This window comes from Olleya sp. KJ81-1 (assembly GCF_055808135.1).
In genome coordinates this window covers 322,779-347,500 of the sequence record NZ_CM147854.1, presented here as the reverse complement: position 1 = coordinate 347,500, position 24,722 = coordinate 322,779, and the positions used below count along the sequence as shown (strand labels likewise).

Below are 24,722 nucleotides of genomic sequence, written 5' to 3'. Positions count from 1 at the left end.
GTATTCTATGTAATATCTATGCATTTCACCGCTACACTACATATTCTAACTACTTCATAATAACTCAAGACAACCAGTATCAAAGGCAATTCTACAGTTGAGCTGCAGGATTTCACCTCTGACTTAATTATCCACCTACGGACCCTTTAAACCCAATGATTCCGGATAACGCTTGGATCCTCCGTATTACCGCGGCTGCTGGCACGGAGTTAGCCGATCCTTATTCTTACAGTACCGTCAAGCTCTCACACGTGAGAGTGTTTCTTCCTGTATAAAAGCAGTTTACAACCCATAGGGCAGTCTTCCTGCACGCGGCATGGCTGGATCAGAGTTGCCTCCATTGTCCAATATTCCTCACTGCTGCCTCCCGTAGGAGTCTGGTCCGTGTCTCAGTACCAGTGTGGGGGATCCCCCTCTCAGGGCCCCTACCTATCGTTGCCATGGTGTGCCGTTACCACACCATCTAGCTAATAGGACGCATAGTCATCTCTTACCGTAACCTTTAATGTTATCTTGATGCCAAGTCAACATACTATAAGATATTAATCCAAATTTCTCTGGGCTATCCCTTAGTAAGAGGTAGATTCTATACGCGTTACGCACCCGTTCGCCGGTCGTCAGCGGAGCAAGCTCCCTGCTACCCCTCGACTTGCATGTGTTAAGCCTGCCGCTAGCGTTCATCCTGAGCCAGGATCAAACTCTTCATCGTTAAATTTTAAGTCTTACGACTATGTTTTAACAATTAATAATGTTTTCAGTACTCAAAATGGTTTATTCTCGTTTGTTTAAATTAATCGTTTCCAATTAATTCTTACGCTGTCAATTCAATATGTTTATGAACTTTTTTCTCTGTCTCTTAAGATGTTATTTCCTTAAGCGGGTGCAAATATAATTCGCTTTTTTAAATCCCACAAGGTTTATTTAAAAAAAGTTTTTTCTTTTTTAAACTTCACTTTCAATATATCTTAGAACGTTTTCCTTTACTCTCAGTAACATCAGTTACGTCGTTTTCGGGGTGCAAATATACAAGCCTTTTTCTTTCCCGCAACCCTTTTTTTAATCTTTTTTTAATTTTATTTTATTACAATCCTTTAATACCTTATTGCTAATAGGTTATGAAATATTTTTTTGAATTGGCTGTGATTTAAACTAATTACAATGGTTTTAATAGGCATTATGTTACTTTTACTAATATAAATTAGTTTGTGATGCTTGCGTTAAGGATTGAACGGTCTGTTTGAGCTCTTTTTTTGTTTCCTATTACATATTGGCTGTTATATTGCGTATTAAAAATAGACATTATATATAGGTATGATACTTATGTAAAAAAAGCGAGTAGTGAAAGCCTGACCCTTTGGGTAACGCCATTAATTTATTGTGTGAATTTATTTAGTATTAGTTAAGAGTTGTATTGCCAAATTACTAATATCCTATTATATTTGTGGTCTAATATTATATTGATGATAAAAATTACTTTACCTGATGGTAGTGTGAAATCTTTTGAAAAAGATTCTACACCTATGGATGTTGCTAAGAGTATTAGCGAGGGATTGGCAAGAAATGTTATTTCGGCAAGTTTTAATGGTACAACCGTTGAAACATCTACGAAATTAACAACGGATGGATCTTTGGTACTTTATACTTGGACTAATGATGAAGGAAAGAAAGCATTTTGGCATAGTTCTGCCCATGTATTAGCTCAGGCGATTGAGGAGTTATACCCTAATAGTAAATTAACTATTGGTCCTGCTATTGATAATGGTTTTTATTATGATGTTGATTTTGGTAATGACACCATTACTGATAAAGATTTTAAGACTATTGAAACTAAAATGTTAGAGATTGCAAGAGGCAAACATGAGTTTGCTATGCGATCTGTTACTAAAGCCGAGGCTTTGTCTTTATATAAAGACAATGAATATAAGACTGAATTAATTGAAAATCTTGAGGATGGGACTATTACTTTTTGTGACCATTCTACTTTTACTGATTTGTGTCGTGGTGGACATATCCCGAATACAGGGATTATTAAAGCTGTAAAAATATTATCTGTTGCAGGTGCTTATTGGAGAGGTGATGAAAATAAACCTCAATTAACACGTGTTTACGGAACATCATTTCCAAAACAAAAAGAATTAACTGAATACTTAGCGTTATTAGAAGAAGCTAAAAAACGTGACCATAGAAAGTTAGGTAAAGAGCTTGAGCTTTTTACTTTTTCTCAAAAAGTTGGTGCAGGTTTACCTTTATGGTTACCAAAAGGTGCTGCTTTACGTGAGCGTTTAGAAGATTTTTTAAAGGCTGCTCAGAAAAAAGCAGGTTATGAAATGGTTGTTACACCACATATAGGCCAAAAGGAGCTTTATGTTACTTCTGGACATTATGAAAAATATGGTGCCGATAGCTTCCAACCTATTACGACTCCAAAGGAAGGAGAAGAATTTTTATTAAAACCTATGAACTGCCCACATCACTGTGAAATATATAACAGTATGCAATGGTCTTACAAAGATTTACCGAAGCGTTTTGCTGAATTTGGTACTGTTTATAGATATGAACAAAGTGGCGAATTACATGGTTTAACGAGAGTTAGAGGTTTTACGCAGGATGATGCACACATTTTTTGTACTCCAGATCAATTAGATCAAGAGTTTAAAAATGTTATTGATTTAGTGTTGTATGTATTTGGATCTTTAGGATTTGAAAACTTTACTGCACAAGTATCTTTACGTGATCCCGAAAAGCCAGAAAAATATATTGGAAGTTTAGAAAACTGGGAAAAAGCAGAACAAGCCATTATTAATGCTGCCAAGGATAAAAATTTAAATTATGTTATAGAAACTGGCGAAGCTGCTTTTTACGGACCTAAATTAGACTTTATGGTTAAGGATGCTTTAGGTAGACAATGGCAATTAGGAACTATTCAGGTTGATTATAATTTACCAGAACGTTTTGAATTATCTTATAAAGGTAGTGATAATGAAACACACAGACCTGTAATGATACATCGCGCTCCTTTTGGAAGTATGGAACGTTTTATAGCTATTTTACTGGAACATACAGGAGGAAATTTCCCGCTTTGGTTAATGCCAAATCAAGTTTCTATATTAACTCTTAGTGAGAAATACGAGAAATACGGTGAAAAAGTTTTAACTTTGCTAGAAAATCACGAAATTCGCGCACTTGTAGATAACAGAAGCGAGACCATTGGTAAGAAAATTAGAGAGGCTGAAATGAGTAAAACGCCTTATATGATTATCATTGGGGAACAAGAGGAAGCAGAAAACAAGATATCTGTAAGACAACATGGTGGTGAAGATTTAGGCACGATTAGTGTAGATACCTTTGCAGAAATTGTTAAAACAGAGATAAATAAAACAAAAAGACAATTTTAAAATTAAGTTTAACTAAAATATATAAGTCATAGCAATACGTAGAAAAAGATCAAGAGGTCCGGCAAGAATCATTAAGGAAGATCAGCACAACATTAACGGTAAGATTAGAGCAGAAAAAGTGCGTCTAGTTGGAGAAAATGTTGAAGTAGGAATTTATACCACTAAAGAAGCAAGAGAATTTGCAAGAGAGCAAGAACTTGACTTGGTAGAGATTTCGCCTAAAGCAGATCCGCCTGTATGTAAAATAATGGATTACAAGAAGTTTCTTTATGAACAGAAGAAGCGGGAAAAAGCATTAAAATCCAAGGCTACAAAAGTTGTTATCAAAGAAATTCGATTTGGTCCTCAAACAGATGACCATGATTACGAATTTAAAAAGAAACACGCCGAGAAATTCTTAAAAGAAGGTGCAAAGCTAAAAGCTTTTGTTTTCTTTAAAGGGAGATCAATTGTGTTTAAAGAGCAAGGACAAATATTATTATTACGATTAGCTCAAGATTTGGAAGAATTTGGAAAAGTAGAACAAATGCCAAGACTTGAAGGAAAGCGTATGACCATGTTTATTGCTCCTAAAAAGTAAATAGTATCCTTTATTAAGGACCACAATATTATAAGCGAAATAATTAAAACTAGGAAACAAAATGCCTAAAATGAAAACAAAATCTAGTGCTAAAAAGCGTTTCAAGCTTACTGGTACTGGTAAAATTAAAAGAAAGCACGCTTTTAAAAGTCACATCTTAACAAAGAAGTCTAAAAAACGTAAGCTTAAGTTAACTCATGACGGTTTAGTACATAAAGCGGATGAGAACAATATTAAAGTAATGATGCGTTTAAAGTAACATTACCTTAATTGGTTACAAATTATTTATAAACCCTGGAGTTAGGCCTTTACAAAGTGTTAATTAATTAACCGCCTACTACAAAAAAACAATTTAAATTATGCCTAGATCAGTAAATTCTGTTGCCAAAAGAGCCAGAAGAAAAAAGGTGCTTAAACAAGCAAAAGGTTACTTTGGACGTCGTAAAAACGTTTGGACAGTAGCAAAAAACGCGGTTGATAAAGCTATGCAATATGCATACAGAGACCGTAGAAACAAAAAGAGAACTTTCCGTGCATTATGGATCACGCGTATTAACGCTGGAGCAAGATTACATGGAATGTCTTACTCACAATTTATGGGTAAAGTAAAAGCTAATAATATCGAATTAAACCGTAAGGTTTTAGCTGATTTAGCAATGAACAATCCAGATGCTTTTGAAGCAATTGTGAACAAAGTAAAATAAAGGGCATTTTGCCATTTGTATAACAATACTTCGCTTATAAAATAGAAAATCCGATTCTTAATTGAATCGGATTTTTTTATGCCATTTAATTATAACTTAACTATAATAATTGTTTTATAACAAACTTATCCACTAGCTTTACATTTTAAATATTGAATTGCACATGTCTTTAAGCCAAATTAAATTAATAGTATCCGATTTAGATGGAACTTTATTAAACGCTAATCATCAAGTAAGTGATGAGTTTTTTGAATTATTTAAAATCTTAAAAGAAAAAAACATATTGTTTGTAGCTGCTAGCGGAAGACCTTATTATAGCATGCTTGAAAAATTAAAAGTTATTAAAGATGATATTATTATAGTATCAGAAAATGGTGGACTAGCAATAAAACAAGATCATTTACTAATTTCAAATACTTTTAAAAAAAACAGCTTAACTACAATTTCTAAATTAGTAGTTGGATTACAGGATACACATCCCGTGTTTTGCACAAAAAATAAAGCTTACGTAGTAAGTAAATCTGAAAAATTGTTATCACTTTTAAGTGAGTATTACTCAAATTACGACATTATTGATGATGTGTCTGAAATTACAGAAGACGTTTATAAAATAGCATTATATCATGAAGAAAGCTCTGAAAAGTACATCTACCCTTCCGTTAAACATTTGGAACATAAATTTAAAGTAAAGGTATCTGCCAATCACTGGGTTGATATTTCAGAAAATATAGCTAATAAAGGCTATGCCATTAAACATATTCAAGAGCTATATAATATTAATGAATCTGAAACTATGGTTTTTGGAGATTATAATAATGATATAGAGATGCTAAAGTTAGGACACTATAGTTACGCTATGGATAATGCACATCCAAATGTAAAAACCGTTGCTAACTACTTAACTAAATCAAATAATGATAAAGGGGTAGAAATTGTAATCAAGCAGTTAATTGATAGTTTGATTAATTAAGTTTATTAATTGAAAATAACTTAAGTGTGCTTTCTTTACCTTTTAAAGTAATGTCACCCATTGATGTTAGCTTATATTTATGTAATTTAAGTTTTTGAAGTAATGATTCGGATATAAGAAGCGTTTCATCATACTTATTACACTCTCCTTGTATTCTTGCAGATGTATTTATAACATCTCCATGATAAGCAATTTCTTTTTTAATAGTCCCAACTTCTGTCACTATTAATGTTCCTCCATGCAATCCAGCTTTAAACTTAGGTATTATACCAAACTGTTTCAGGTATAATTTTTCTTTTTTAACTAACTTATCTTGAAATTTATAAAATAATTCGACACAATTATTTTGTTTTAAACCTTTATCAAAAGTCCAACTAATCACAGCCTCATCACCAACATATTGATAAATATTTGCATCAAAATTATTTATTATCGAGTTAAGATCATAAAAGCATTGTTGAATCAATTGACTGTATTTATAGTGGCCTAATTGCTCTGCAATTGTGGTAGAAGATTGAAGATCTAGAAACATAAAAATACGACGTTCTTCTCTTGGTCTTTTATATTTTCCTATTAACTGGTTAAATAAAACGCCATGACCAAAGTTTTCTATCGCAATTTTTAAAAAAGAAAATATTAATGAGCATATATTAAAATACACAACTATTAGCCAAAACACTTTATTTTCCATCCACCAACCAGGTTCATTTGGAAGGTTTCTGTCTATTTGAACTTCTATTAAACCAACCACAAAACTTGTTGAAAGTATTAGTAAAATTAAATAAACAATTGTTTTAAGTAATATTAGTAAACCAGTAGAAAATTTGTACAGCAATAATTTATCAGAAATAAACTCGATTATCCCATAAAAAAACCAACAACCACACCTATTAAAATGCTAAATTGTAACCATTGTGTTATTGGTATTATTTGGTCGTAGTTAGTTACAAATGCCTTTCCTCCTTCCGTGCCTATTTCAAAATAACGGATAATAATAAATAAGCAAAACGATAATACCCAAAAAAGTATTGTAATGATTTGTAATTTGAGGAATTGTAGTATTGATTGTTTCAAAAAAAGAAAGAATTTAAAGTGCTATTTCGTCAATTGCAGTTTTAAATTCTGACCAACTTATTAGTTGATCTCCATCTAAATCATAACCTTCTATTAATTTTGAAGCGACTATACCTCTAATAAAACCACTAATTTCTGCTTCTTGCAATAGGTTTTTAATTTCTGATTTTGACAATTTTTTATCACCATCTTCGTCAAAAAAATCAAATGCATTTTTTGGAGATTCGAAGTGGTTGGTGATTAATATTTCAATTTTTTTAAGATTTGATCTTTTGTTGACATTTTAAGACTGCTTTATATTAATTGTAATGTAGTAAAAATAATATTCTTATATAATATTGTTTAGTTAAACAACACTAAAAATTAATAATTTGCTATTAGTATTCGCTAGTTATAAAGCAAAAAAAGCAGTGTTGTAAATTACAACACTGCTTCTCGAACTGTACTAAACTTCCTTAGTGTTTAATAACTCGATTAATAGCTTCTTTTTGATTAATCTTAGTCTTAATAATATATATACCATTTTGATAATCTGTTAAATCTAATAAAAAAGCATCACTTCTGTTTTTTGAGTTTAAAAGCAGTCTTCCGTTTAAGTCGTATACTGATATTTCAAAATCTTGTACTTTAGATAAAGTAATCTTAACGTTATCTGTTGTTGGATTTGGAAATACCTTTACTTCATTAATTAAAAAATTAGACACTGACAGTGTTTCATCTGTTACAGTAACTTCATTTGAAATAACATTGCAACTAGCAGTACCATTCATTACAACTCTAAATTGGAAACCAACGACAAATGAAACATTATCTCCTGAAATTGTTAGCGTATTAGTTGTAGAACCCGAAACATCCGGATCAGTAAATGAATCGTCTAAAGGCATCCATGAACCACCTTCACCATCTTCAAGAAACACTTCCCATTGGTAAGAGGTGACATTTGATGCTGAAACAGTAAAAACAACAGCAGTATCTGTTTCTGTAATAGTTTGATCCTGAGGTTGCATTGTAACTATAGGTGCTGCTCCAATAGGAGAACCAGCTAACCAATTACTAGTATTACCTGTTAAACTAAAGTTTATCAAATTACCATTATATGCATTTGTTGTCGCATCTATTAAAGTTGTTACTGATGTATTATCTGTAGCATCTGTTCCTTGATTAAACTGATAATATGCTAGTAAATTAGCTTCGTCACCTTGCAATTGACAATTACCTGTTGCATTAACATCGTCAATAGATAAGGCTGTATTCCAAATTCTAACTTCATCTATTTCTCCTTCAAAATAAACTCCTGGAGTTAAATTACTTGCTCCTAGAACTATATATCCAAAATTTTGGTTAGAAAAACTAGTATCTGTTCCTATCAATGTACCATCCACATAAAGACGTCTTTCTGTAAACGTAACAATCTCTGTAACATGATGCCAATTATTATCATTAAAAGTGGCTGTTGATGTGATATAATTTTCTGTATTATTATAAACATAAGACACTAAGTTTCCGTTTTGTAAATAAATGGTTTTATTAAAACCTCCAGAGTTAGGCATTCCTGTATCAGAAAAGTTAAAAATTGTACAGTTAGCACTTGTAGTTTTAAACCTAAACTCATGAGTATAGTTTAAGTTTTGAGTAGTAAATGTTCCTATGTTTATATTAACATAGTCGTCAATACCATCAAAATTTAAATGCGTTGCTGGCTCTAATACATTTACTACTATTTCAGTTCTTTCACTTTCACATCCATTTGCATTAGCACTTGTTACCCAATATGATGTTGACCCAGTAGTCATTGTACTTGGTGTAGGCGCAATTGCTGATCCAACTCCTCCAGTTTCTGTTTCATACCACATCAATTCTGTTCCATTTGCTCCTAAAGTAGCAGTTAATGGCGTTGCACTATCATTTTGTGTATAAATTACTGGACTACTAACACTTGCTTCTGTAGGGATAATAGATCCACTTTCAACAGGAGAACCTGCCAACCAATTAGAATTACTTCCTGTTAAAGCAAAATTAGTTAATGACCCATTATTAGAATTAATTGTAGCATCATTTAAGGTTGTAAAAGATGCATTTTCATTAGCGTCAAGGCCTTCGTTAAATTTATAATAAGCAATAAGACCTGTTTCATCACCTTGTAACTCGCAATTTTTGCTTGCAGTAACCTGATCAGCTGTTTTAGCTACATTCCAAATACGAATATCATCCAAATCACCATTAAAGAAGAACTCATTACTATTTTTTACACCTATTTGAAGGATTCCATTACCTGTATAAGGTGTTGGAACTGAATTAGATCCTACTAAAATACCATCTTGATACACTTCTCTAGTAGCATTTTCCATGTTATAAACACATGACCAATGATGCCATTCATTATCAGCCACATAATTAGTAGCAGGAATATTTATATCATTATACCAAAAAGCAAAAGTAAAATCGTTGTTGCCTCTAAAACCAATATGCAGTAAATTATTGTTTGCTTCAAAACCTTGAGTTATAATATAACTATCTATATTAGTTGAGTTACGTTTTGCATAAAACTCAACAGTAAATGATGAATTTGCTACATTTATTCCAGAAGGAACTTGGACATAATCATTAACTCCATCAAAATTTAAATGTGTAGCTGGTTGTGGTTGACCTATAGTTCCAAAGTTTTGCCAAACTGGCTCTGATTGATAAAGCGCCTCAGTACCAACAGGAACATAAAGGGTTGCGCTACCAATATTTACGTTTTGAAAAATATTAGCATTTATAGCTAATGGTGTTGACCAATTAACAGTAACTGTATTTAAATTAGAACAGTTTTGAAATGCACTATTAGAAATACTTGTAACCGAACTTGGAATCGTTACCGAAGTTAAACTAGAACAACTTGCAAATCCTTCAATACCAATAGAAGTAACTGAATCTGGTATTACCACAGAAGTTAAACTAGAACATGCATTAAATGATAATTGTCCAATACTTGTTACTGAATTAGGTATTACAACAGACGTTAAGTTAGTGCAAAATCGAAAAGCACCATTACTTATATACGTTACTGTATTAGGAATTTCTATAGAAGTTAACGTTGTACTGTTTTCAAATGCACTATCTAAAATAGCAATTACCGTATAGTCAACACTTGCATTATTAACTGTTGGAGGTACAATTAGTGCGCCTTCAAAACTAGCTGATGATACCACACCAACAGTGCTCTCAGCTGCAGAAATCACAGCATAATTAACGCCTCCTTCTTGAAAGGTTTGTGCTGAAGCCATACCAATAAATAGTACAGCAAAAAAAGTAAAATAAAATTGTTTCATAAATAATAGGTTAGTTAGATTTTTAAGAATCGCAAAACTAACTTTTACTCTATGAAATACCAATAACACGGGTTGAAACGCATCATTTTGTATGTAAAATGCTATTTAAATTGTTTGGCATACGTCCTTGATAAAGGAATATCTAAACCATTAATAACTACTGTGTTTGATGTTACTTTCTCTATCTTATTTTTATTTACTAAATAAGAACGATGCGTTTGTTTAAAACTATCTGTAGGAAGTTTATCCATAACACCCATCAATGATTGTCTAATAGTAAATCTTTTAGTGAGCGTATAAATATTTACATAATTACCTTCTGCAACAAAATATCTAATGTCCGAAAAGTTTAAATTAATAATATCGTATCCATCTTTAAATTGAAAGATTTGCGATTGCTTTTTATAAAACGATAAATTTATTGAAGCTAATAAATCTAATCGTTTTATAGGTTTGGTTAAGTAAGCGTCTGGATTGGATTTTAATGCTTCATTCATTAAAACTAAATCGTTTTGACCTGTGATAAAAATAATGGTCGCATTAATATTTTTAACTTTTGCTAACTGAATGCCCTCATTTTTCCCTTGTAAATTAATATCCATTAAAATAATATCAGGTAAAAAAGCAGTCATTTTATCTAAAGCTGTTTCTTTGTTATTCGCAATAGCTACGTTTGTAAATTGCTCTTCAAGTAATAACTCCTCTATGTAATCTGCTATAATAATCTCATCCTCTACGATTAGGATTTTTGAGTCCTGTAACTTATTCATTATTTATTTTTTTAGACATCGAAAAATTAAAACCATTATCTGTATTTATATTATAATCCATTTCTAATTGACGACAAATTTTATCTACCAGTTTAGGTTTTATCGATTTATTAGCTAAGCTTATACCATTATCACTATATATAAATAATAGCAAGCCATTATTGACCCTTAATGTAAAATCTATCACCTTATAATCTTGATTTTTAAAGGCATGTTTGATAGAATTAATTAATAACTCAGTTAGTAATAATCCAAAATACATCGCTTGATCTGTTGCTATTTCTAAAGAATTGACATCAAAATTAGTAGTAATATCATTTTCTTTAAACACATCAAAAAAACTAGTTTTTACATCTTTTAAGTAATTGGCAATATCTATAGTTTGTTTGTCTTCGTTTTTATATAAATGTTTATGTAAAGTAGAAATAGCTTCTACCTTTATTAAAATATTTTTTAGTTGAATTTTTTCTGTCTCAGAAGCTTTTTTAAGTTGATTGGTAATAAGTATTACTACTAATTGTAAGTTATTATTAATCCTGTGGTTTGCTTCACTTAATAAAAATTCGTTTTCGGAAGACAGTATTTGTAATTGCTTATTGCTTTTTTTGAGCGTTTAAGAAAATAAGCTATTAGGACTGCAACTGCAATTGAAAACATAAACAATACTAGTGCAATATATAAGTTAACCTTATTGGAGGCTAATGCTTTTTTTGATTTATAATTTCCAAATTATTAATCTTAATCTGACTCTCCTTATCTGCCAGCTTGTATTGTGTTTCTAAATTAAATAATAATTCTTCTTTTTTTATTTCATCATATTTGGTTGTTAACTCTAATCTTTGTTTTAAATACTCGTATGCTTTTTCTATATTATTTAGTCTAAAATATAAATTTTGAATATTTTGATTAAAGATTATCTCATTGTATAAAAACTTATTTTTTTTGGAAAAATCTACAGCATAAAGTGACGCATTCAATGCTTTTTCTAATTGATTACTTCTTGCCAATACCATTACATAACTAATGTAAGCATCTGCTTCTTGTTGCTTCATATTATTGCTTTTAGCAAAAGCTATAATTTCATCCAAATATTTTAGAGCAGTTTTATAATCCTTTTTACGCTCATAAACTCCAGAAATTTCTAATAACGAATAAAATATAGCATCATTATCGTTTATTTTTTTTGCAAGTACTAAGGATTTATTTGAATAATAAAGCGTGGAATCATTCAACTGGTAATGTTCTGTAAAAAGTGCGGCTTTACGATTGTAATACTTGGATAAGTATAAATCATTTATAGGCGTATTTTTTAATATAACTAACGCCTTATCTAACTCTTTTACTGCATCAAGATGCATAGCTCTTTTTCTAAAAACTCTGCTTTTTTTACATAGTACAAAAACTCTAATTGCTTGTCTTTTATTTTGGTTATCGTAATAAAAGACTTGTTGTAGTTTTCATTGGCATTAGTATAATCTAATTTTAATTTATAAGCATCTGCTAATCCAAAAAGTAAGTGTACCTGTTGTTTTTGACTACTTGGGTTAAGCAAGTGCTTTTTGTAGTAAATTATGGCTGTATCTAATTTATTTTGATCAATTAAATTTTGACCGTAAACTTGAATGCTATCTGATTGAGAAAAAGAAATTTGGAAAAAAAGATAGAAATACATAGAAATAAATATTTCATATTACGTTTTCTGCTTTTTCTTTTTAGCAGCAGGAAATAAGACATTATTTAAAATAAGTCTATAACCAGGTGATGTTGGATGCAAGGATAATTCGGTTTTTGGATCACCAACTTGGTGCGTATAATCTTCTGGATCATGTCCACCGTAAAAAGTAAAAAAGCCTTTACCTTTAATACCATGGATGTATTTAGCTTCACCATTTGTTTTGTTTTCTCCCATAACTAAAACATTTGACTTAATTTGGTCTCTAGTAAAAGAGGTTGTTTGTCCCATAAAACCTTTTACTAAAGCAGTATGATTTTGACAAAGCATGGTAGGTATTGGATCCCATTTTGCGGAAAAATCCATTAAAGAAAAGTAATCTGTTTCTTTTGGTATATTGCGTTTCATGGTCATATCTATGCTAGAAAACTCATACACTAAAGGACTACGCTCTAAAGTATAATCTTTAAAAGCAAATGTATTATCAAAATCAATTTTAGCTTGATAGTTACCATCACTTGCATCTCCATCAAACATGGGTTCGCAAATATCAATTCCATCTGCAGACAAGGCAATATCAAAGCTTTCTGTTGCGCTACACATGGCAAACATAAAGCCACCACCAACAACATAATCTCTTATTTTTAATGCAACGTCACGTTTCTCTTCAGATACTTTGGTGTAACCTAATTTAGTAGCTAATGCTTCTGCGTCTTTTTTTCTTGAATATACCATGCTGCTTGGCGATATCTTCCATAAAATTTTCCAAATTGTCCTGTAAAATCCTCATGGTGAAGATGCAACCAATCGTACAACAGTAATTCGTCCTTTAATACTTCTTCATCGTAAATGGTTTCGTAAGGTATTTCGGCATAACTTAATACCATAGTTACTGCATCATCCCAAGGTAATTTACCTTGAGGTGTGTACACAGCTATTTTGGGTGCTTTTTCCAATACCACAGATTCCATATTTTTACTTGGACTTGCTATTTCATTTAAAATTTGCTCTGTTTTTGTATCAGAAATAATTTCGAAACTAACACCTCTAATTTTACACTCACGCTGGATTGACTCGCTATCAGGTAATAAAAAAGAACCACCTCTATAATTAAGTAACCACTTAACTTTAACGTCTTTTTCTAAACTCCAGTACGTAATTCCGTAAGCTTTTAAATGATTTTTTTGGGTATCAGCATCCATTGGTATTAAAATGTAGGATGCAAACCCTTTAGAAACAAACAGAAAAAAGAATAGAAAGACTGTAAATTTATTCATTTAAAAATACTTTTTTATAACTTGAAAGATACTTAAAAAAGTACCTGATATAAAAGGATTAATAATAAATTAACTGGTAGAGCCTGAGAGTAATTCTGAAATAATTTTTGTTCGAGGAAATTGTTCAAAAATAATTTTAAGAAATACTGTAATTGGAATAGCCATAATTAAACCAGGAATACCCCAAATATAACCCCAAAACATTAACATCACTAAAACAGCAATAACATTAATAGAAAAGGATTTACCCATAAATATAGGCTCTAAAATACTACCGTATAATACTTGTGTACCTGTTATTGAAATTATAAAAAATAATAATTTACTAGAAGTTTCTAGCTCGACAAATGCAAAAATAGATAGCAAGATTACTGTAATAAAGGAACCTACCATTTGAACAAAATTAATTAAAAACGCAAATAAACCCCAAAATATAGGAAAACTTACATCAAAAAAGTAACAGGCCACACCTGTAAAAACTCCAGTTAAAAAGCTTACCAAAAACTTAACTTTAATAAATTTAATCAAGTCTTTTTCTATTTTCATAAACGTTTTAATAGACGTATGCTTTTTTCTTAAAATGGTCCTATTAATTAATTTTTCAACATTAATAGACTCTGCTAACCATAAAACCACAAAAAAGGTCGTCATTAATAAAGCTGTCAAAAATTTACTAATAAAACTAAGTGTTGGTGATAAATTATCTAGCAAGGCTTCTTTATTAACTAACCTAGTTAAAGACCTGCTACCTTCTACTTTTTCTACACCAAAAAAAGCTTCGACATTATCAACTAGTGTATTGATTTTTGTTTCTGCTTTAGCAAAAAATTGAGAATCTGATGCTAAAATTTCTCTACTTGATAGCTTTACTAATTCTACTCCAAGCTTTACACCTAAGGCTATAACTAGTAATACAATAAAAACACTAACCGCTTTAGGCAACTTGCGTTTACGTAAAAAACGCATTAAAGGTAAAAACAACAATGCTATAAACATTGAAAAAACTAGAGGTACAAATATAAACGACAGCACTTTTAATAAGTAAAATATTATAGGTATTACTATTATTAAAAGTAGGTAGTTAGTTGTTTTTATTTTATCCATTTAAATAGTTACTTATTATTAAAAAGGCACGTCGTTATCATCCTCTTCTGGTGCACCAAAAGCATCATTAGCTGACGGGAAATTGTCTGGAGCAAATGTATTATCATTTGCAGCAGCATTCATTTTACTATGAAATTCTTGACCAAATGGTGTATCAAAATCATCAAGATTATCAAACTTACCTAAATGACCGATAAATTTAAGTCTAATACTTTCCAATCCACCATTACGGTGTTTTGCAACTATAAACTCACCTTGACCTTCTGTAGGAGAGCGTTCTTCATCATCCCATTCGTCAATTTTATAATATTCTGGTCTGTAAATAAAACTTACAATATCGGCATCTTGCTCAATCGCACCAGATTCACGTAAATCGGATAGTAAAGGACGTTTACTTCCTCCACGTGTTTCTACAGCACGCGATAATTGTGACAGTGCAATTACAGGCAAACTTAACTCTTTAGCTAAAGCTTTTAAGTTACGAGAAATAGTCGATATTTCTTGTTCACGGTTACCTCCAGATCCTGCAGCTGTCATTAATTGTAAATAATCAATCATGATCATTCTAATACCATGCTGAGAAGCCAAACGTCTAGCTTTTGCACGTAAATCAAAAATAGAAAGCGAAGGTGTATCATCAATAAAAAGTGGTGCTTTTTCTAACGCTTTTACTTTTACGTTAAGCTGTTCCCACTCGTGTTTTTCAAGTTTACCAGTTCTTAATTTTTCTGAAGACAGTCCTGTCTCACTAGAAATTAAACGTGTAATTAACTGTACAGATGCCATCTCTAAAGAGAAAAAAGCTACTGGAATATTTGAGTTTACTGCAACGTTTCTAGCCATTGTTAAAGTAAAGGCTGTTTTACCCATACCTGGACGTGCTGCAATAATAATTAAATCACTTTCTTGCCAACCAGAGGTTAAATTATCTAGTTTATTAAAACCAGATGGCACACCACTCATTCCCTCTTTTTTGGAAATTTCTTCAATTTTTTTCTTAGCTTGAATTACTAAGTCTTGTGCAGTTTCACTGGATTTTTTAATGTTTCCTTGTGTGACTTCGTATAACCTAGATTCTGCTTTATCTAAAAGGTCAAATACATCTTGAGTTTCGTCGTAAGCTTCTTCAATTATTTCAGAAGAAATTTTAATTAAACTTCTTTGGATAAACTTTTGCAGAATTATACGAGCATGAAACTCGATATGGGCAGAAGAGGATACTTTTTGTGTTAAGGAAATTAAATAAAAATCTCCTCCTGCTAAATCTAATTTAGAATTTGTTTTTAATTGTGTCGAAACTGTTAATAAGTCAATTGGTTGACTTTCTTGAAACAACATAAATATCGCTTCAAAAATGTGTTGATGTGCTTCTTTATAAAAGGCATCAGCACTTAAAATGTCAATCACTTCATCAACCCCTTTCTTGTCAATCATCATTGCACCAAGTACTACTTCTTCCAGATCCAACGCTTGTGGTGGAATCTTACCTTTTTCAAGGTTTATAATAGTGCTCCTGTCAACTTGATAGCCTTTTATTTGATTGGGTTGCTTCATTTATTGAATATAGTTTTGAGTTATAACTCAGTAATTTATTGATTAAATATTTAAAAAAACCAGATGATAATTCACCTAATTCTTGACTTAGCGAAAGTAAATAAATTGTTAAGAAATATTAGGATACAAAGTTACTCAATCTTAACAGGTCGTCAACATTTATACTGTTAATAAGTCTGTTTTTTTGTTAATAAGCATAAAAAAACCTGAAGCATTACACTTCAGATTTTGTTAGCAAATGGTTTTATAAGGTCTACCCTTTAAAAACACCCATATCACAATATTTTTCTATACGCTTATTTACTAAATCTTTTGGTGATAAGTTTTTAAACTCGTCGTATGCACCAAGAATAGCTTCTGTTACAGATTTAAAAGTTGTTTCTCTATCAGAATGTGCACCTCCTAAAGGTTCTTTAATGATATCATCTACAATCTTCATTTTTTTCATGTCTGTAGCTGTTAATTTTAAAGCTTCGGCAGCTAATTCCTTATATTCCCAGCTTCTCCATAAAATTGAAGAACAAGATTCTGGAGATATAACAGAGTACCATGTGTTTTCTAACATCATAATCTTATCTCCTACACCAATACCCAAAGCTCCACCAGAAGCACCTTCACCTATTACTATTGTAATAATTGGCACTTTTAAACGTGTCATCTCTAAAATATTTCTAGCAATAGCCTCACCTTGTCCACGCTCTTCAGCTTCTAAACCAGGATAAGCACCAGGCGTATCTAATAATGTTACTACTGGTATTCCAAATTTTTCAGCAGACTTCATTAATCTTAAAGCCTTACGGTAGCCTTCTGGATTAGCCATACCAAAATTACGGTATTGTCTAGTTTTTGTATTAAACCCTTTTTGTTGACCAATAAACATAAAGCTTTGGTCACCTATTTTACCTAGTCCACCAATCATGGCTTTATCATCTTTAAAGTTTCTGTCTCCATGTAACTCTAAAAACGACTCTCCACATATAGCTTTAATATAATCTAAAGTATAAGGTCTATCAGGATGACGCGACATTTGTACTCTTTGCCAAGGCGTCAGGTTTTTATATATATCTTTTTTGGTAGCAACAAGCTTTTTTTCGATTTGCTTGCAAGTTTGTGTCACATCTACATCACTCTCTTCTCCAATAACTTGACACTTTCCTAATTGCTCTTCCAGTTCTTTAATTGGTAATTCAAATTCTAAATATTCCATAGGGAACGATAGTTTTGTTTATATGTTAGCATGCAAAATTACATTTTTTTTACTTCAAATTTTAAGATTATGATTAAAATGCGCACATTTTAACGTTAAAATTTGATAATCAATTAGTTTGTGGGCTTTTATTCTTTCTGAATTTTTTTAAATTTTTAAGGACTCCATTAAGTAATACAACCCCTAAAATTATAAATGCACCAATGTAAAATGAAGGTGACATAGTCTCTGATTCTGGAAATAGCATCAATGCCAAAATGATTCCGTAAATAGGCTCTAAATTATAAGTTAACACTACTGTGTAAGGACTAATATAACGCATGACATAAACAGAAGCTATAAAAGCATAGGCTGTACAAACAGATGCTAAAACAAACAACCATAAACCGTCAGATAGCGATATATTAAAATGATTTAAATTAAAACCATCTCCAAAAAGCAAGATGTAAAGTGAAATAAAAAAACTCCACTTAAAAACTCGTAAAATGAAATCTTGGTTGCAGAATGCTCCTCTAAAAACTTTCCGTTTAGGACTGCAAATAATGAGGATAAAAATGCAGAAATAATTCCTAAAATCATTCCGTCAATATATTTAAACTCACTTTTTACAATTAAATACACACCTAAAATCACGATAAGACCAAAAACAATCTCATAAGCAATAATTTTACGTTTATAGATTATAGGTTCTATAAAGGATGCAAAAAAAGCACCTGTAGAGAACATTGCTAAAGCAATAGAAGCATTAGATACTTGTATGGCTCCAAAAAAAGTAATCCAATGTAACGCTATTATTACTCCTGCAATGGATAATTTAATCAATGATTTTTTGGTAATAGAAATATCGACTTTAGCAATCTTGATGTAAACAAACATTAAAACCGTTGCCATTAACATCCTATACCACACTAAACTAACAGCATTGATAGTTATTAATTTACCAATAATAGCAGTAAATCCAGCTATAAAAACTAGGACATGTAAGTGAAGGTAATTTTTTAATTTATCGTTTTGCATTGCGTAACAGGAAAAAGGCTAAAACCCCAAAAATTATATTAGGAAACCAAACTGCTAGCAATGGTGAAAAGTTAGACTGAGAGGCTAGTGTACCAAATATCTTATCAAAAAAGACAAAAACCATGGCTATGCAAATCCCAAATGCTAAATTGACTCCCATTCCGCCTCGACGTTTTCTAGAAGATACAGCTACTGCAATAATTGTAAGTATAAATACTGAAACTGGTAAACTCCATTTTTGATATTTAGCTAACTTGTAACGACCTATATATTTAGAGCCTCGTTTTTCTTCTCTATCAATAAATCTAACTAGCTCATCGTACCTTAAGGTTTCAGCTATGTAACTTTCTGGTGTTAAATCCTCTAAATCAAATGAAAAAATTGTGTCTTTTTTTCTTTGAATGTCCAACACATCATCATTATCTCCAATGGTTCTTTTAAAGTAATTACGGAGTATGTAAGCTGAATCCTCTTCGATATATCTTAGGTTAGATGCACTAATTTTATAGGTCATTTTACCTTCTTCAAAATGCTCTAAAGTAAAATTTACTCCTGTTTTATTTTTTGTATCAAAGCTAGTAACATAAATAATATCGTTGTCATTAATCTGCTTTAATACATTGGTATTATTATTTTCTTTTTTACCTGAGAGGTATTTATATTTAAAATTATTAAACCCTTTACTAGCGTTAGGTGCTAGGTATAATCCTAAAACAATGGATAATAAAGCAACAATTACACCTCCAATTAAGTAAGGTCTTAAAAATCGTGTAAACGATACACCTGAACTTAAAAACGCTACAACCTCTGTATTATTTGCTAATTTTGATGTAAACCAAATTACTGATAAGAATAAAAATAACGGAAAAAGTAAATGTGCAAAGTATATTGTAAAGTCTAACAAGTACTGCATGACTTCGCCGAAAGGCACATTGTTTTCTAGTATTTTACCAATTTTTTCTGCTAAATGCACTGTAATACCAATTGGTATAAACAACAGTAGCATGACCGCAAAAGTCATTAGATAACGTTTTAATATGTACCAGTCTAATATTTTCACTTATAGACGATTATTCATTTGTTTTACCATTTTATCTTTCCAAGCTCTAAAGTCTCCTGCTAAGATATGCTTTCTTGCTTCTCTAGTCAACCATAAATAAAAACCTAAGTTATGTATGGTTGCGATTTGCTTACCTAATAATTCATTTGTATTAAATAAGTGACGTAAGTATGCCTTGCTATACTCCGTGTCTACGTAAGTAATACCCATCTCGTCAATTGGCGAAAAATCGTCGCGCCATTTAAGGTTTTTAATATTTATCGATCCGTAGGCAGTAAATAACATTCCGTTTCTTGCATTTCGTGTTGGCATTACACAGTCAAACATGTCTACACCTAATGCAATATTTTCTAGTATATTAATTGGTGTACCAACACCCATTAGATAACGTGGCTTATCCCATGGTAGTATATCTGTTACAACCTCTGTCATAGCATACATTTCTTCTGCTGGCTCACCTACTGACAAACCACCAATTGCGTTACCTTCTGCTCCAACACCTGCAATATACTCGGCTGATTGCTTACGTAAATCTTTATACGTACTACCTTGAACAATCGGAAAAAAGGATTGTGAGTAGTCGTACTTTAAAGGTGTTTTATCAAGATGTGTTAAGCAACGCTCTAACCAACGATGCGTCATGTGCATGGATCGTCTAGCATAGTTATATTCACAAGGATAAGGTGTACACTCGTCAAATGCCATAATAATATCTGCTCCAATACTACGTTGGATTTCCATTACGTTTTCTGGCGTAAAAGTGTGGTAGCTACCATCAATATGAGACTTAAACTTAACACCTTCTTCTTTAATCTTGTTATTTCCTGATAAAGAGTAGACTTGATAACCTCCAGAATCCGTAAGTATATTACGATCCCAGTTCATAAATTTATGCAATCCACCAGCTTTTTCTAAAACATCTATTTGAGGTTTTAAATATAAGTGATAGGTATTACCTAAGATAATATCTGGATTAATATCGTTTTTTAATTCTCTTTGATGCACACCTTTTACAGTTCCAGCAGTACCAACAGGCATAAAAATTGGTGTTTCAATTACACCATGATCTGTAGTTATTACTCCTGCTCTAGCGTTACTTTGTGTGTCTTTTGCTTTTAAATCGAAAGTCATTATATCTCTTTAATCTTCAGCTAGCAAATATATGTAAGAAAAATGCAAAGGGTATTAAATACTTCCTAAAATTGAAAATTTTGTTAATACTTTTTTAAAATGAATGAATTGTTAAGAAATCTAGCCATTTGGTTAATAAGTGTCCTTAATAATCTTGGTTGTGGGCTATTAAAATCCTAATTTTGGAACAAAATATTTAACCCATAAAACATGGCAAGCACACAACAATTAGAAGATTTAACCACACAGGTACGTAGAGACATTTTACGTATGGTACACAAAGTAAATTCTGGACATCCAGGAGGATCATTAGGTTGCGCAGAATTTTTAGTAGCACTTTATGATAACATCATGGATAGAAAAGAAGGTTTTGATATGGATGGCATTGGAGAAGATCTTTTCTTTTTATCAAATGGACATATTTCACCTGTATTTTATAGTGTACTTTCTAGAACGGGTTATTTTCCTGTAGAAGAATTAAACACCTTTAGATTAATTAACACAAGACTACAAGGTCACCCAACAACACATGAAAAACTACCAGGTGTTAGGATTGCATCAGGATCTTTAGGTCAAGGTCTAAGTGTTGCTTTAGGTGCTGCCCAAGCAAAAAAATTAAATGGAGACAAACATTTAGTATATAGCTTACATGGAGATGGCGAAATGCAAGAAGGTCAAAACTGGGAAGCAATTATGTATGCATCTGCTAAAAAAGTAGATAACATTATTGCAACTATTGATCTAAATGGACAGCAAATTGATGGATCAACAGATACTGTATTACCAATGGGAAGTTTTAGAGCTAAATTTGAAGCTTTTGGATGGACAGTTATAGACATTGAAGAAGGTAATAATATAGAAGCGATCCTTAAAGGAATGGCAGAAGCAAAAAGTTTAACAGGTAAAGGAAAACCTGTTTGTGTATTACTAAAAACAATAATGGGTAATGGTGTAGATTTTATGATGCATACACATGCTTGGCATGGTAAAGCACCTAATGACGAGCAATTAGCTATTGGATTAGAGCAAAACCCTGAAACTTTAGGCGACTATTAATCAACTTGAATTAAGACAACATGAAAACATATACAAATACAGGAAGTAAAGATACAAGATCAGGTTTTGGAGACGGATTAACAGAGTTAGGAAGAACAAATCCTAATGTTGTAGCTCTTTGCGCAGATTTAATTGGGTCTTTAAAAATGGATCAGTTTATTGAAGAAAACCCAGAACGTTTTTTTCAGATTGGAATTGCAGAAGCTAATATGATGGGTATTGCTGCAGGTTTAACTATTGGAGGAAAAATTCCTTTTACAGGTACATTTGCTAACTTTTCTACAGGTCGTGTTTATGATCAAATTAGACAAAGTATTGCATATTCTGACAAAAACGTTAAAATATGTGCATCTCACGCAGGTTTAACTTTAGGAGAAGATGGTGCAACACACCAAATACTTGAAGATATTGGATTAATGAAAATGTTACCAGGTATGACTGTAATAAACACTTGTGATTACAATCAAACCAAAGCTGCTACTATAGCAATTGCAAGTCATGAAGGACCAGTTTACCTACGTTTTGGGCGTCCAAAAGTAGCTAACTTTACTCCAGAAGATCAAACTTTTGAAATTGGTAAAGCTGTACAATTACAAACAGGTACTGATGTAACCATTGTTGCTACTGGACATTTAGTTTGGGAAGCTTTAGAAGCTGCAAAAACCTTAAATGATAAGGGTATTTCTGCTGAAGTAATAAACATACATACTATAAAGCCATTAGATGCTAATGCTATTATAGAGTCTGTTAAAAAGACTAAATGTGTTGTTACTGCTGAAGAGCATAACCACTTAGGAGGATTAGGAGAAAGTGTTGCACGTGTTTTATCACAACATCAACCTACACCACAAGAGTTTATTGCTACAAACGATACTTTTGGTGAGTCAGGTACACCAGCGCAATTAATGGAAAAGTATGGTCTAAATGCTGATGCTATTGTTAAAGCTGCAGAAAAAGTGATTACAAGAAAGTAAAAATATTATCTCATTACATAGTAAAGCGTTTAAAACATAAGGTTTTAAACGCTTTTTTGTTTTGTAAAACCCTATCTATTAACCATTCAAATAATTTGGCATAATTATCGTTATAACTAGTGTTAATCAAAAAACGACAATTATGAACATTTTACAAAAATTTCAGAATGGCTTAGGTTATAATTCAAACGTAAGTAAAAAAGTAATTTTAGCATCTATTGGAATACTTATATTTTCAGCTTTAGGTTATGCTCAAAATGGAAATGGATTTGGTTTTAAAGGTGGTGTAAATTACAATGGTAATGGAGATTACTTTGAGTCAATTTCTAACAGTTACCAAAATCCAGACAGAAGCGTTGGCTACCACGTTGGTGTTTTTGGAAAAATAGGCACCAAAATATACTTTAGACCAGAATTGGTTTATACTACTACAAAAAGCGATTATACTGCTGGCGAATTTGAATTACAAAAATTAGACGCTCCATTGTTAATTGGCTTAAAAGTTTTAGGTCCTATACATGTCTTTGCAGGTCCATCTTTGCAATATATAATGGATAGCGAATTTGAAAATGCTACAATTGACACTATAGAAGATGACTTTTCTGTAGGATTAAATTTTGGAATAGGATTAAGCTTAGATAAGATTGGTATAGATTTAAGATACGAGAGAGGCTTTAATAATAACGAAGCGACTATTATTAATAATAATGTATCAGTATTAAATCCAAATAGATTAGATACGCGACCAGAACAACTAATACTTAGTATATCTGTTATGTTATAAATTTCAAACAATCATAAAAAAAGAGCCACTTTATAAAGTGGCTCTTTTTTTGTAATATTTAATTTTTAGTTTGATAAATTAGTATCAAAATCTAAATAGTTTGGTATTCCGTCTCCATCAGTATCATCATTAGTTGGGTCTCCATCTTGATCGATATCTTCATCAATAGTTAATACACCATCATTATCATCGTCATTATCAATAAAGTTAGCTACACCATCACCATCAGTATCTTCATTTAAACCATCACCATCACCATCTAAATCTTCTAAATGTGAAGGGATTGAATCTAAATCATAATCGGTATCAATTCTAGTTAGTAATCCAAATGTAAAATTAATAGGAGAATAACTTGGTATAGATGTCGTTCCTGTTGAAAAATAACCTAAACCAGAAGGAATAAAAGCTGCTCCAATACCATAGTTATGGTTTGTTGTAGTTCCATCACCATTTTCAGTATAGCCATCACGCATTCTAAATTCAACTAAAGCTTCTCTAAAACCATCAACTACTCCAAAAGAAGAACCTACAGATGATAAATTAAAAGTAAGACCATCAACATCTGCTCCATCAAACTCTGTCCCATCCAATAAAGTACCAGTATATGTTACATTTACTGCATCCAAAGGGTGTGTTGCTTGTCCTAAACCTTCTCTAACACTTAAATAATATAGTTTATAATCTACATCACCTTGAGTAACCGTTTTAAATAGTAACTCTGGTCTATCTAGTAATGCTATCGCATCTAAGTTGTTATTTGCTTCACTAATTGTATCAAAAACAATTTTAAATGTATCGTTAGCTAATGAGTATGGATTAGCAAAATCAAATTCGTCATAATTATATGTATGTGTTGCTAAAAACGCCTCTATCTCAACAATGTTCTCATCATAAACCTCTTGGCTATCTCTAGGCACAAAAGTAAATGTATCTCCATCATCTGTACCACATGAAAATGCAGTAACTAACACAACTAATAACGCAAAAGTGATTTTTCTTAAATTCATTATTCTTATTTTTGATGTGCAAGATACATTTTAATATAATTTTGCACAATAACCTTAACGTCAATTTTAGAT

The 24,722-nt window shown here is 31.5% G+C and carries 22 protein-coding genes, 1 rRNA gene and 4 pseudogenes (1 of these 27 only partly in view); 8 read left to right on the top strand and 19 right to left on the bottom strand.

Annotated features, from left to right (window positions below):
• Positions 1 to 709: ribosomal RNA gene (locus tag AC0L3M_RS01665) — 16S ribosomal RNA — on the bottom strand; it reaches 809 nt to the left of the window's first position.
• A 751-nt stretch (positions 710 to 1,460) separates the two neighbouring features.
• Here AC0L3M_RS01665 and thrS point away from each other — a divergent pair.
• From thrS to AC0L3M_RS01640, 5 genes are all read left to right on the top strand, one after another.
• Entirely contained in the window at positions 1,461 to 3,395 is a 1,935-nt protein-coding gene (thrS, locus tag AC0L3M_RS01660) for a threonine--tRNA ligase (RefSeq protein ID WP_473431604.1), read from the top strand.
• Between the two features lie 91 nt (positions 3,396 to 3,486).
• Complete coding sequence (infC, locus tag AC0L3M_RS01655) at positions 3,487 to 3,975, top strand: translation initiation factor IF-3 (protein ID WP_143404058.1); 489 nt, start codon at positions 3,487 to 3,489, stop codon at positions 3,973 to 3,975.
• A 61-nt stretch (positions 3,976 to 4,036) separates the two neighbouring features.
• On the top strand, positions 4,037 to 4,234 hold the full coding sequence (gene rpmI, locus AC0L3M_RS01650) for a 50S ribosomal protein L35 (RefSeq protein ID WP_090839495.1): 198 nt from the start codon (positions 4,037 to 4,039) through the stop codon (positions 4,232 to 4,234).
• 100 nt (positions 4,235 to 4,334) lie between these two features.
• Entirely contained in the window at positions 4,335 to 4,679 is a 345-nt protein-coding gene (gene rplT / locus AC0L3M_RS01645; RefSeq protein ID WP_028282920.1) for a 50S ribosomal protein L20, read from the top strand.
• Positions 4,680 to 4,842: 163 nt separating this feature from the next.
• The gene (locus AC0L3M_RS01640) at positions 4,843 to 5,649 is read left to right on the top strand and encodes an HAD family hydrolase (protein ID WP_473431603.1); all 807 of its coding nucleotides are present in this window, start codon (positions 4,843 to 4,845) and stop codon (positions 5,647 to 5,649) included.
• On the opposite strand, the gene AC0L3M_RS01635 is transcribed toward AC0L3M_RS01640, so the two are convergent.
• The 17 genes and pseudogenes from AC0L3M_RS01635 to tgt form a co-directional block, all read right to left on the bottom strand.
• Positions 5,642 to 6,484, bottom strand: a complete 843-nt coding sequence (locus AC0L3M_RS01635; protein WP_473431602.1) for an adenylate/guanylate cyclase domain-containing protein — start codon at positions 6,482 to 6,484, stop codon at positions 5,642 to 5,644. The genes AC0L3M_RS01640 and AC0L3M_RS01635 overlap by 8 nt on opposite strands.
• 23 nt (positions 6,485 to 6,507) lie before the next feature.
• The gene (locus tag AC0L3M_RS01630) at positions 6,508 to 6,723 is read right to left on the bottom strand and encodes a hypothetical protein (RefSeq protein WP_473431601.1); all 216 of its coding nucleotides are present in this window, start codon (positions 6,721 to 6,723) and stop codon (positions 6,508 to 6,510) included.
• Positions 6,724 to 6,736: 13 nt separating this feature from the next.
• Entirely contained in the window at positions 6,737 to 6,898 is a 162-nt protein-coding gene (locus AC0L3M_RS01625; RefSeq protein WP_473431600.1) for a hypothetical protein, read from the bottom strand.
• Positions 6,899 to 6,964 (bottom strand): annotated as a pseudogene (locus AC0L3M_RS01620) (EF-hand domain-containing protein); the annotation flags it as partial. It abuts the gene before it with no gap.
• A 214-nt stretch (positions 6,965 to 7,178) separates the two neighbouring features.
• Complete coding sequence (locus tag AC0L3M_RS01615) at positions 7,179 to 10,037, bottom strand: LamG-like jellyroll fold domain-containing protein (protein WP_473431599.1); 2,859 nt, start codon at positions 10,035 to 10,037, stop codon at positions 7,179 to 7,181.
• Positions 10,038 to 10,138: 101 nt separating this feature from the next.
• On the bottom strand, positions 10,139 to 10,807 hold the full coding sequence (locus AC0L3M_RS01610; RefSeq protein WP_473431598.1) for a LytR/AlgR family response regulator transcription factor: 669 nt from the start codon (positions 10,805 to 10,807) through the stop codon (positions 10,139 to 10,141).
• On the bottom strand, positions 10,800 to 11,138 hold the full coding sequence (locus tag AC0L3M_RS01605; protein WP_473431597.1) for a hypothetical protein: 339 nt from the start codon (positions 11,136 to 11,138) through the stop codon (positions 10,800 to 10,802). Before AC0L3M_RS01605 ends, AC0L3M_RS01610 begins: the two co-directional genes overlap by 8 nt.
• Positions 11,139 to 11,198: 60 nt before the next feature.
• Positions 11,199 to 11,309, bottom strand: a pseudogene (locus AC0L3M_RS01600) (hypothetical protein); the annotation flags it as partial.
• A gap of 196 nt (positions 11,310 to 11,505) precedes the next feature.
• Positions 11,506 to 12,165, bottom strand: coding sequence for a tetratricopeptide repeat protein (locus AC0L3M_RS01595; protein ID WP_473431596.1), 660 nt, complete (start codon positions 12,163 to 12,165; stop codon positions 11,506 to 11,508).
• Positions 12,147 to 12,479 carry a hypothetical protein gene (locus AC0L3M_RS01590; protein WP_473431595.1) on the bottom strand — a complete coding sequence of 111 codons (333 nt, stop codon included), beginning with the start codon at positions 12,477 to 12,479 and terminating at the stop codon, positions 12,147 to 12,149. Before AC0L3M_RS01590 ends, AC0L3M_RS01595 begins: the two co-directional genes overlap by 19 nt.
• Before the next feature lie 18 nt (positions 12,480 to 12,497).
• Positions 12,498 to 13,681 (bottom strand): annotated as a pseudogene (locus tag AC0L3M_RS01585) (asparagine synthetase B).
• Positions 13,682 to 13,825: 144 nt separating this feature from the next.
• Positions 13,826 to 14,860: an AI-2E family transporter gene (locus AC0L3M_RS01580; protein WP_473431594.1), complete on the bottom strand. Its 1,035-nt coding sequence runs from the start codon at positions 14,858 to 14,860 to the stop codon at positions 13,826 to 13,828.
• An 18-nt stretch (positions 14,861 to 14,878) separates the two neighbouring features.
• Positions 14,879 to 16,414: a replicative DNA helicase gene (dnaB, locus tag AC0L3M_RS01575; protein WP_473431593.1), complete on the bottom strand. Its 1,536-nt coding sequence runs from the start codon at positions 16,412 to 16,414 to the stop codon at positions 14,879 to 14,881.
• Between the two features lie 253 nt (positions 16,415 to 16,667).
• Positions 16,668 to 17,621: an acetyl-CoA carboxylase carboxyltransferase subunit alpha gene (locus AC0L3M_RS01570; RefSeq protein WP_292944297.1), complete on the bottom strand. Its 954-nt coding sequence runs from the start codon at positions 17,619 to 17,621 to the stop codon at positions 16,668 to 16,670.
• Positions 17,622 to 17,730: 109 nt separating this feature from the next.
• Positions 17,731 to 18,638: pseudogene (locus AC0L3M_RS01565) on the bottom strand (DMT family transporter).
• Positions 18,625 to 19,644, bottom strand: a complete 1,020-nt coding sequence (locus tag AC0L3M_RS01560; protein ID WP_473432524.1) for an LptF/LptG family permease — start codon at positions 19,642 to 19,644, stop codon at positions 18,625 to 18,627. The pseudogene AC0L3M_RS01565 and the gene AC0L3M_RS01560 overlap by 14 nt, the downstream one beginning before the upstream one ends.
• Before the next feature lie 54 nt (positions 19,645 to 19,698).
• Complete coding sequence (gene tgt / locus AC0L3M_RS01555; RefSeq protein ID WP_292944288.1) at positions 19,699 to 20,829, bottom strand: tRNA guanosine(34) transglycosylase Tgt; 1,131 nt, start codon at positions 20,827 to 20,829, stop codon at positions 19,699 to 19,701.
• Between the two features lie 210 nt (positions 20,830 to 21,039).
• On the opposite strand from tgt, the gene AC0L3M_RS01550 reads away from it, so the two are divergent.
• From AC0L3M_RS01550 to AC0L3M_RS01540, 3 genes are all read left to right on the top strand, one after another.
• On the top strand, positions 21,040 to 21,885 hold the full coding sequence (locus AC0L3M_RS01550; protein WP_473431592.1) for a transketolase: 846 nt from the start codon (positions 21,040 to 21,042) through the stop codon (positions 21,883 to 21,885).
• Positions 21,886 to 21,905: 20 nt separating this feature from the next.
• Positions 21,906 to 22,859 carry a transketolase family protein gene (locus tag AC0L3M_RS01545; RefSeq protein ID WP_145000041.1) on the top strand — a complete coding sequence of 318 codons (954 nt, stop codon included), beginning with the start codon at positions 21,906 to 21,908 and terminating at the stop codon, positions 22,857 to 22,859.
• A 142-nt stretch (positions 22,860 to 23,001) separates the two neighbouring features.
• On the top strand, positions 23,002 to 23,643 hold the full coding sequence (locus tag AC0L3M_RS01540) for an outer membrane beta-barrel protein (RefSeq protein ID WP_473431591.1): 642 nt from the start codon (positions 23,002 to 23,004) through the stop codon (positions 23,641 to 23,643).
• Between the two features lie 65 nt (positions 23,644 to 23,708).
• On the opposite strand, the gene AC0L3M_RS01535 is transcribed toward AC0L3M_RS01540, so the two are convergent.
• Complete coding sequence (locus AC0L3M_RS01535) at positions 23,709 to 24,650, bottom strand: FKBP-type peptidyl-prolyl cis-trans isomerase (protein WP_292944277.1); 942 nt, start codon at positions 24,648 to 24,650, stop codon at positions 23,709 to 23,711.
• Between the last annotated feature and the right edge of the window lie 72 nt (positions 24,651 to 24,722).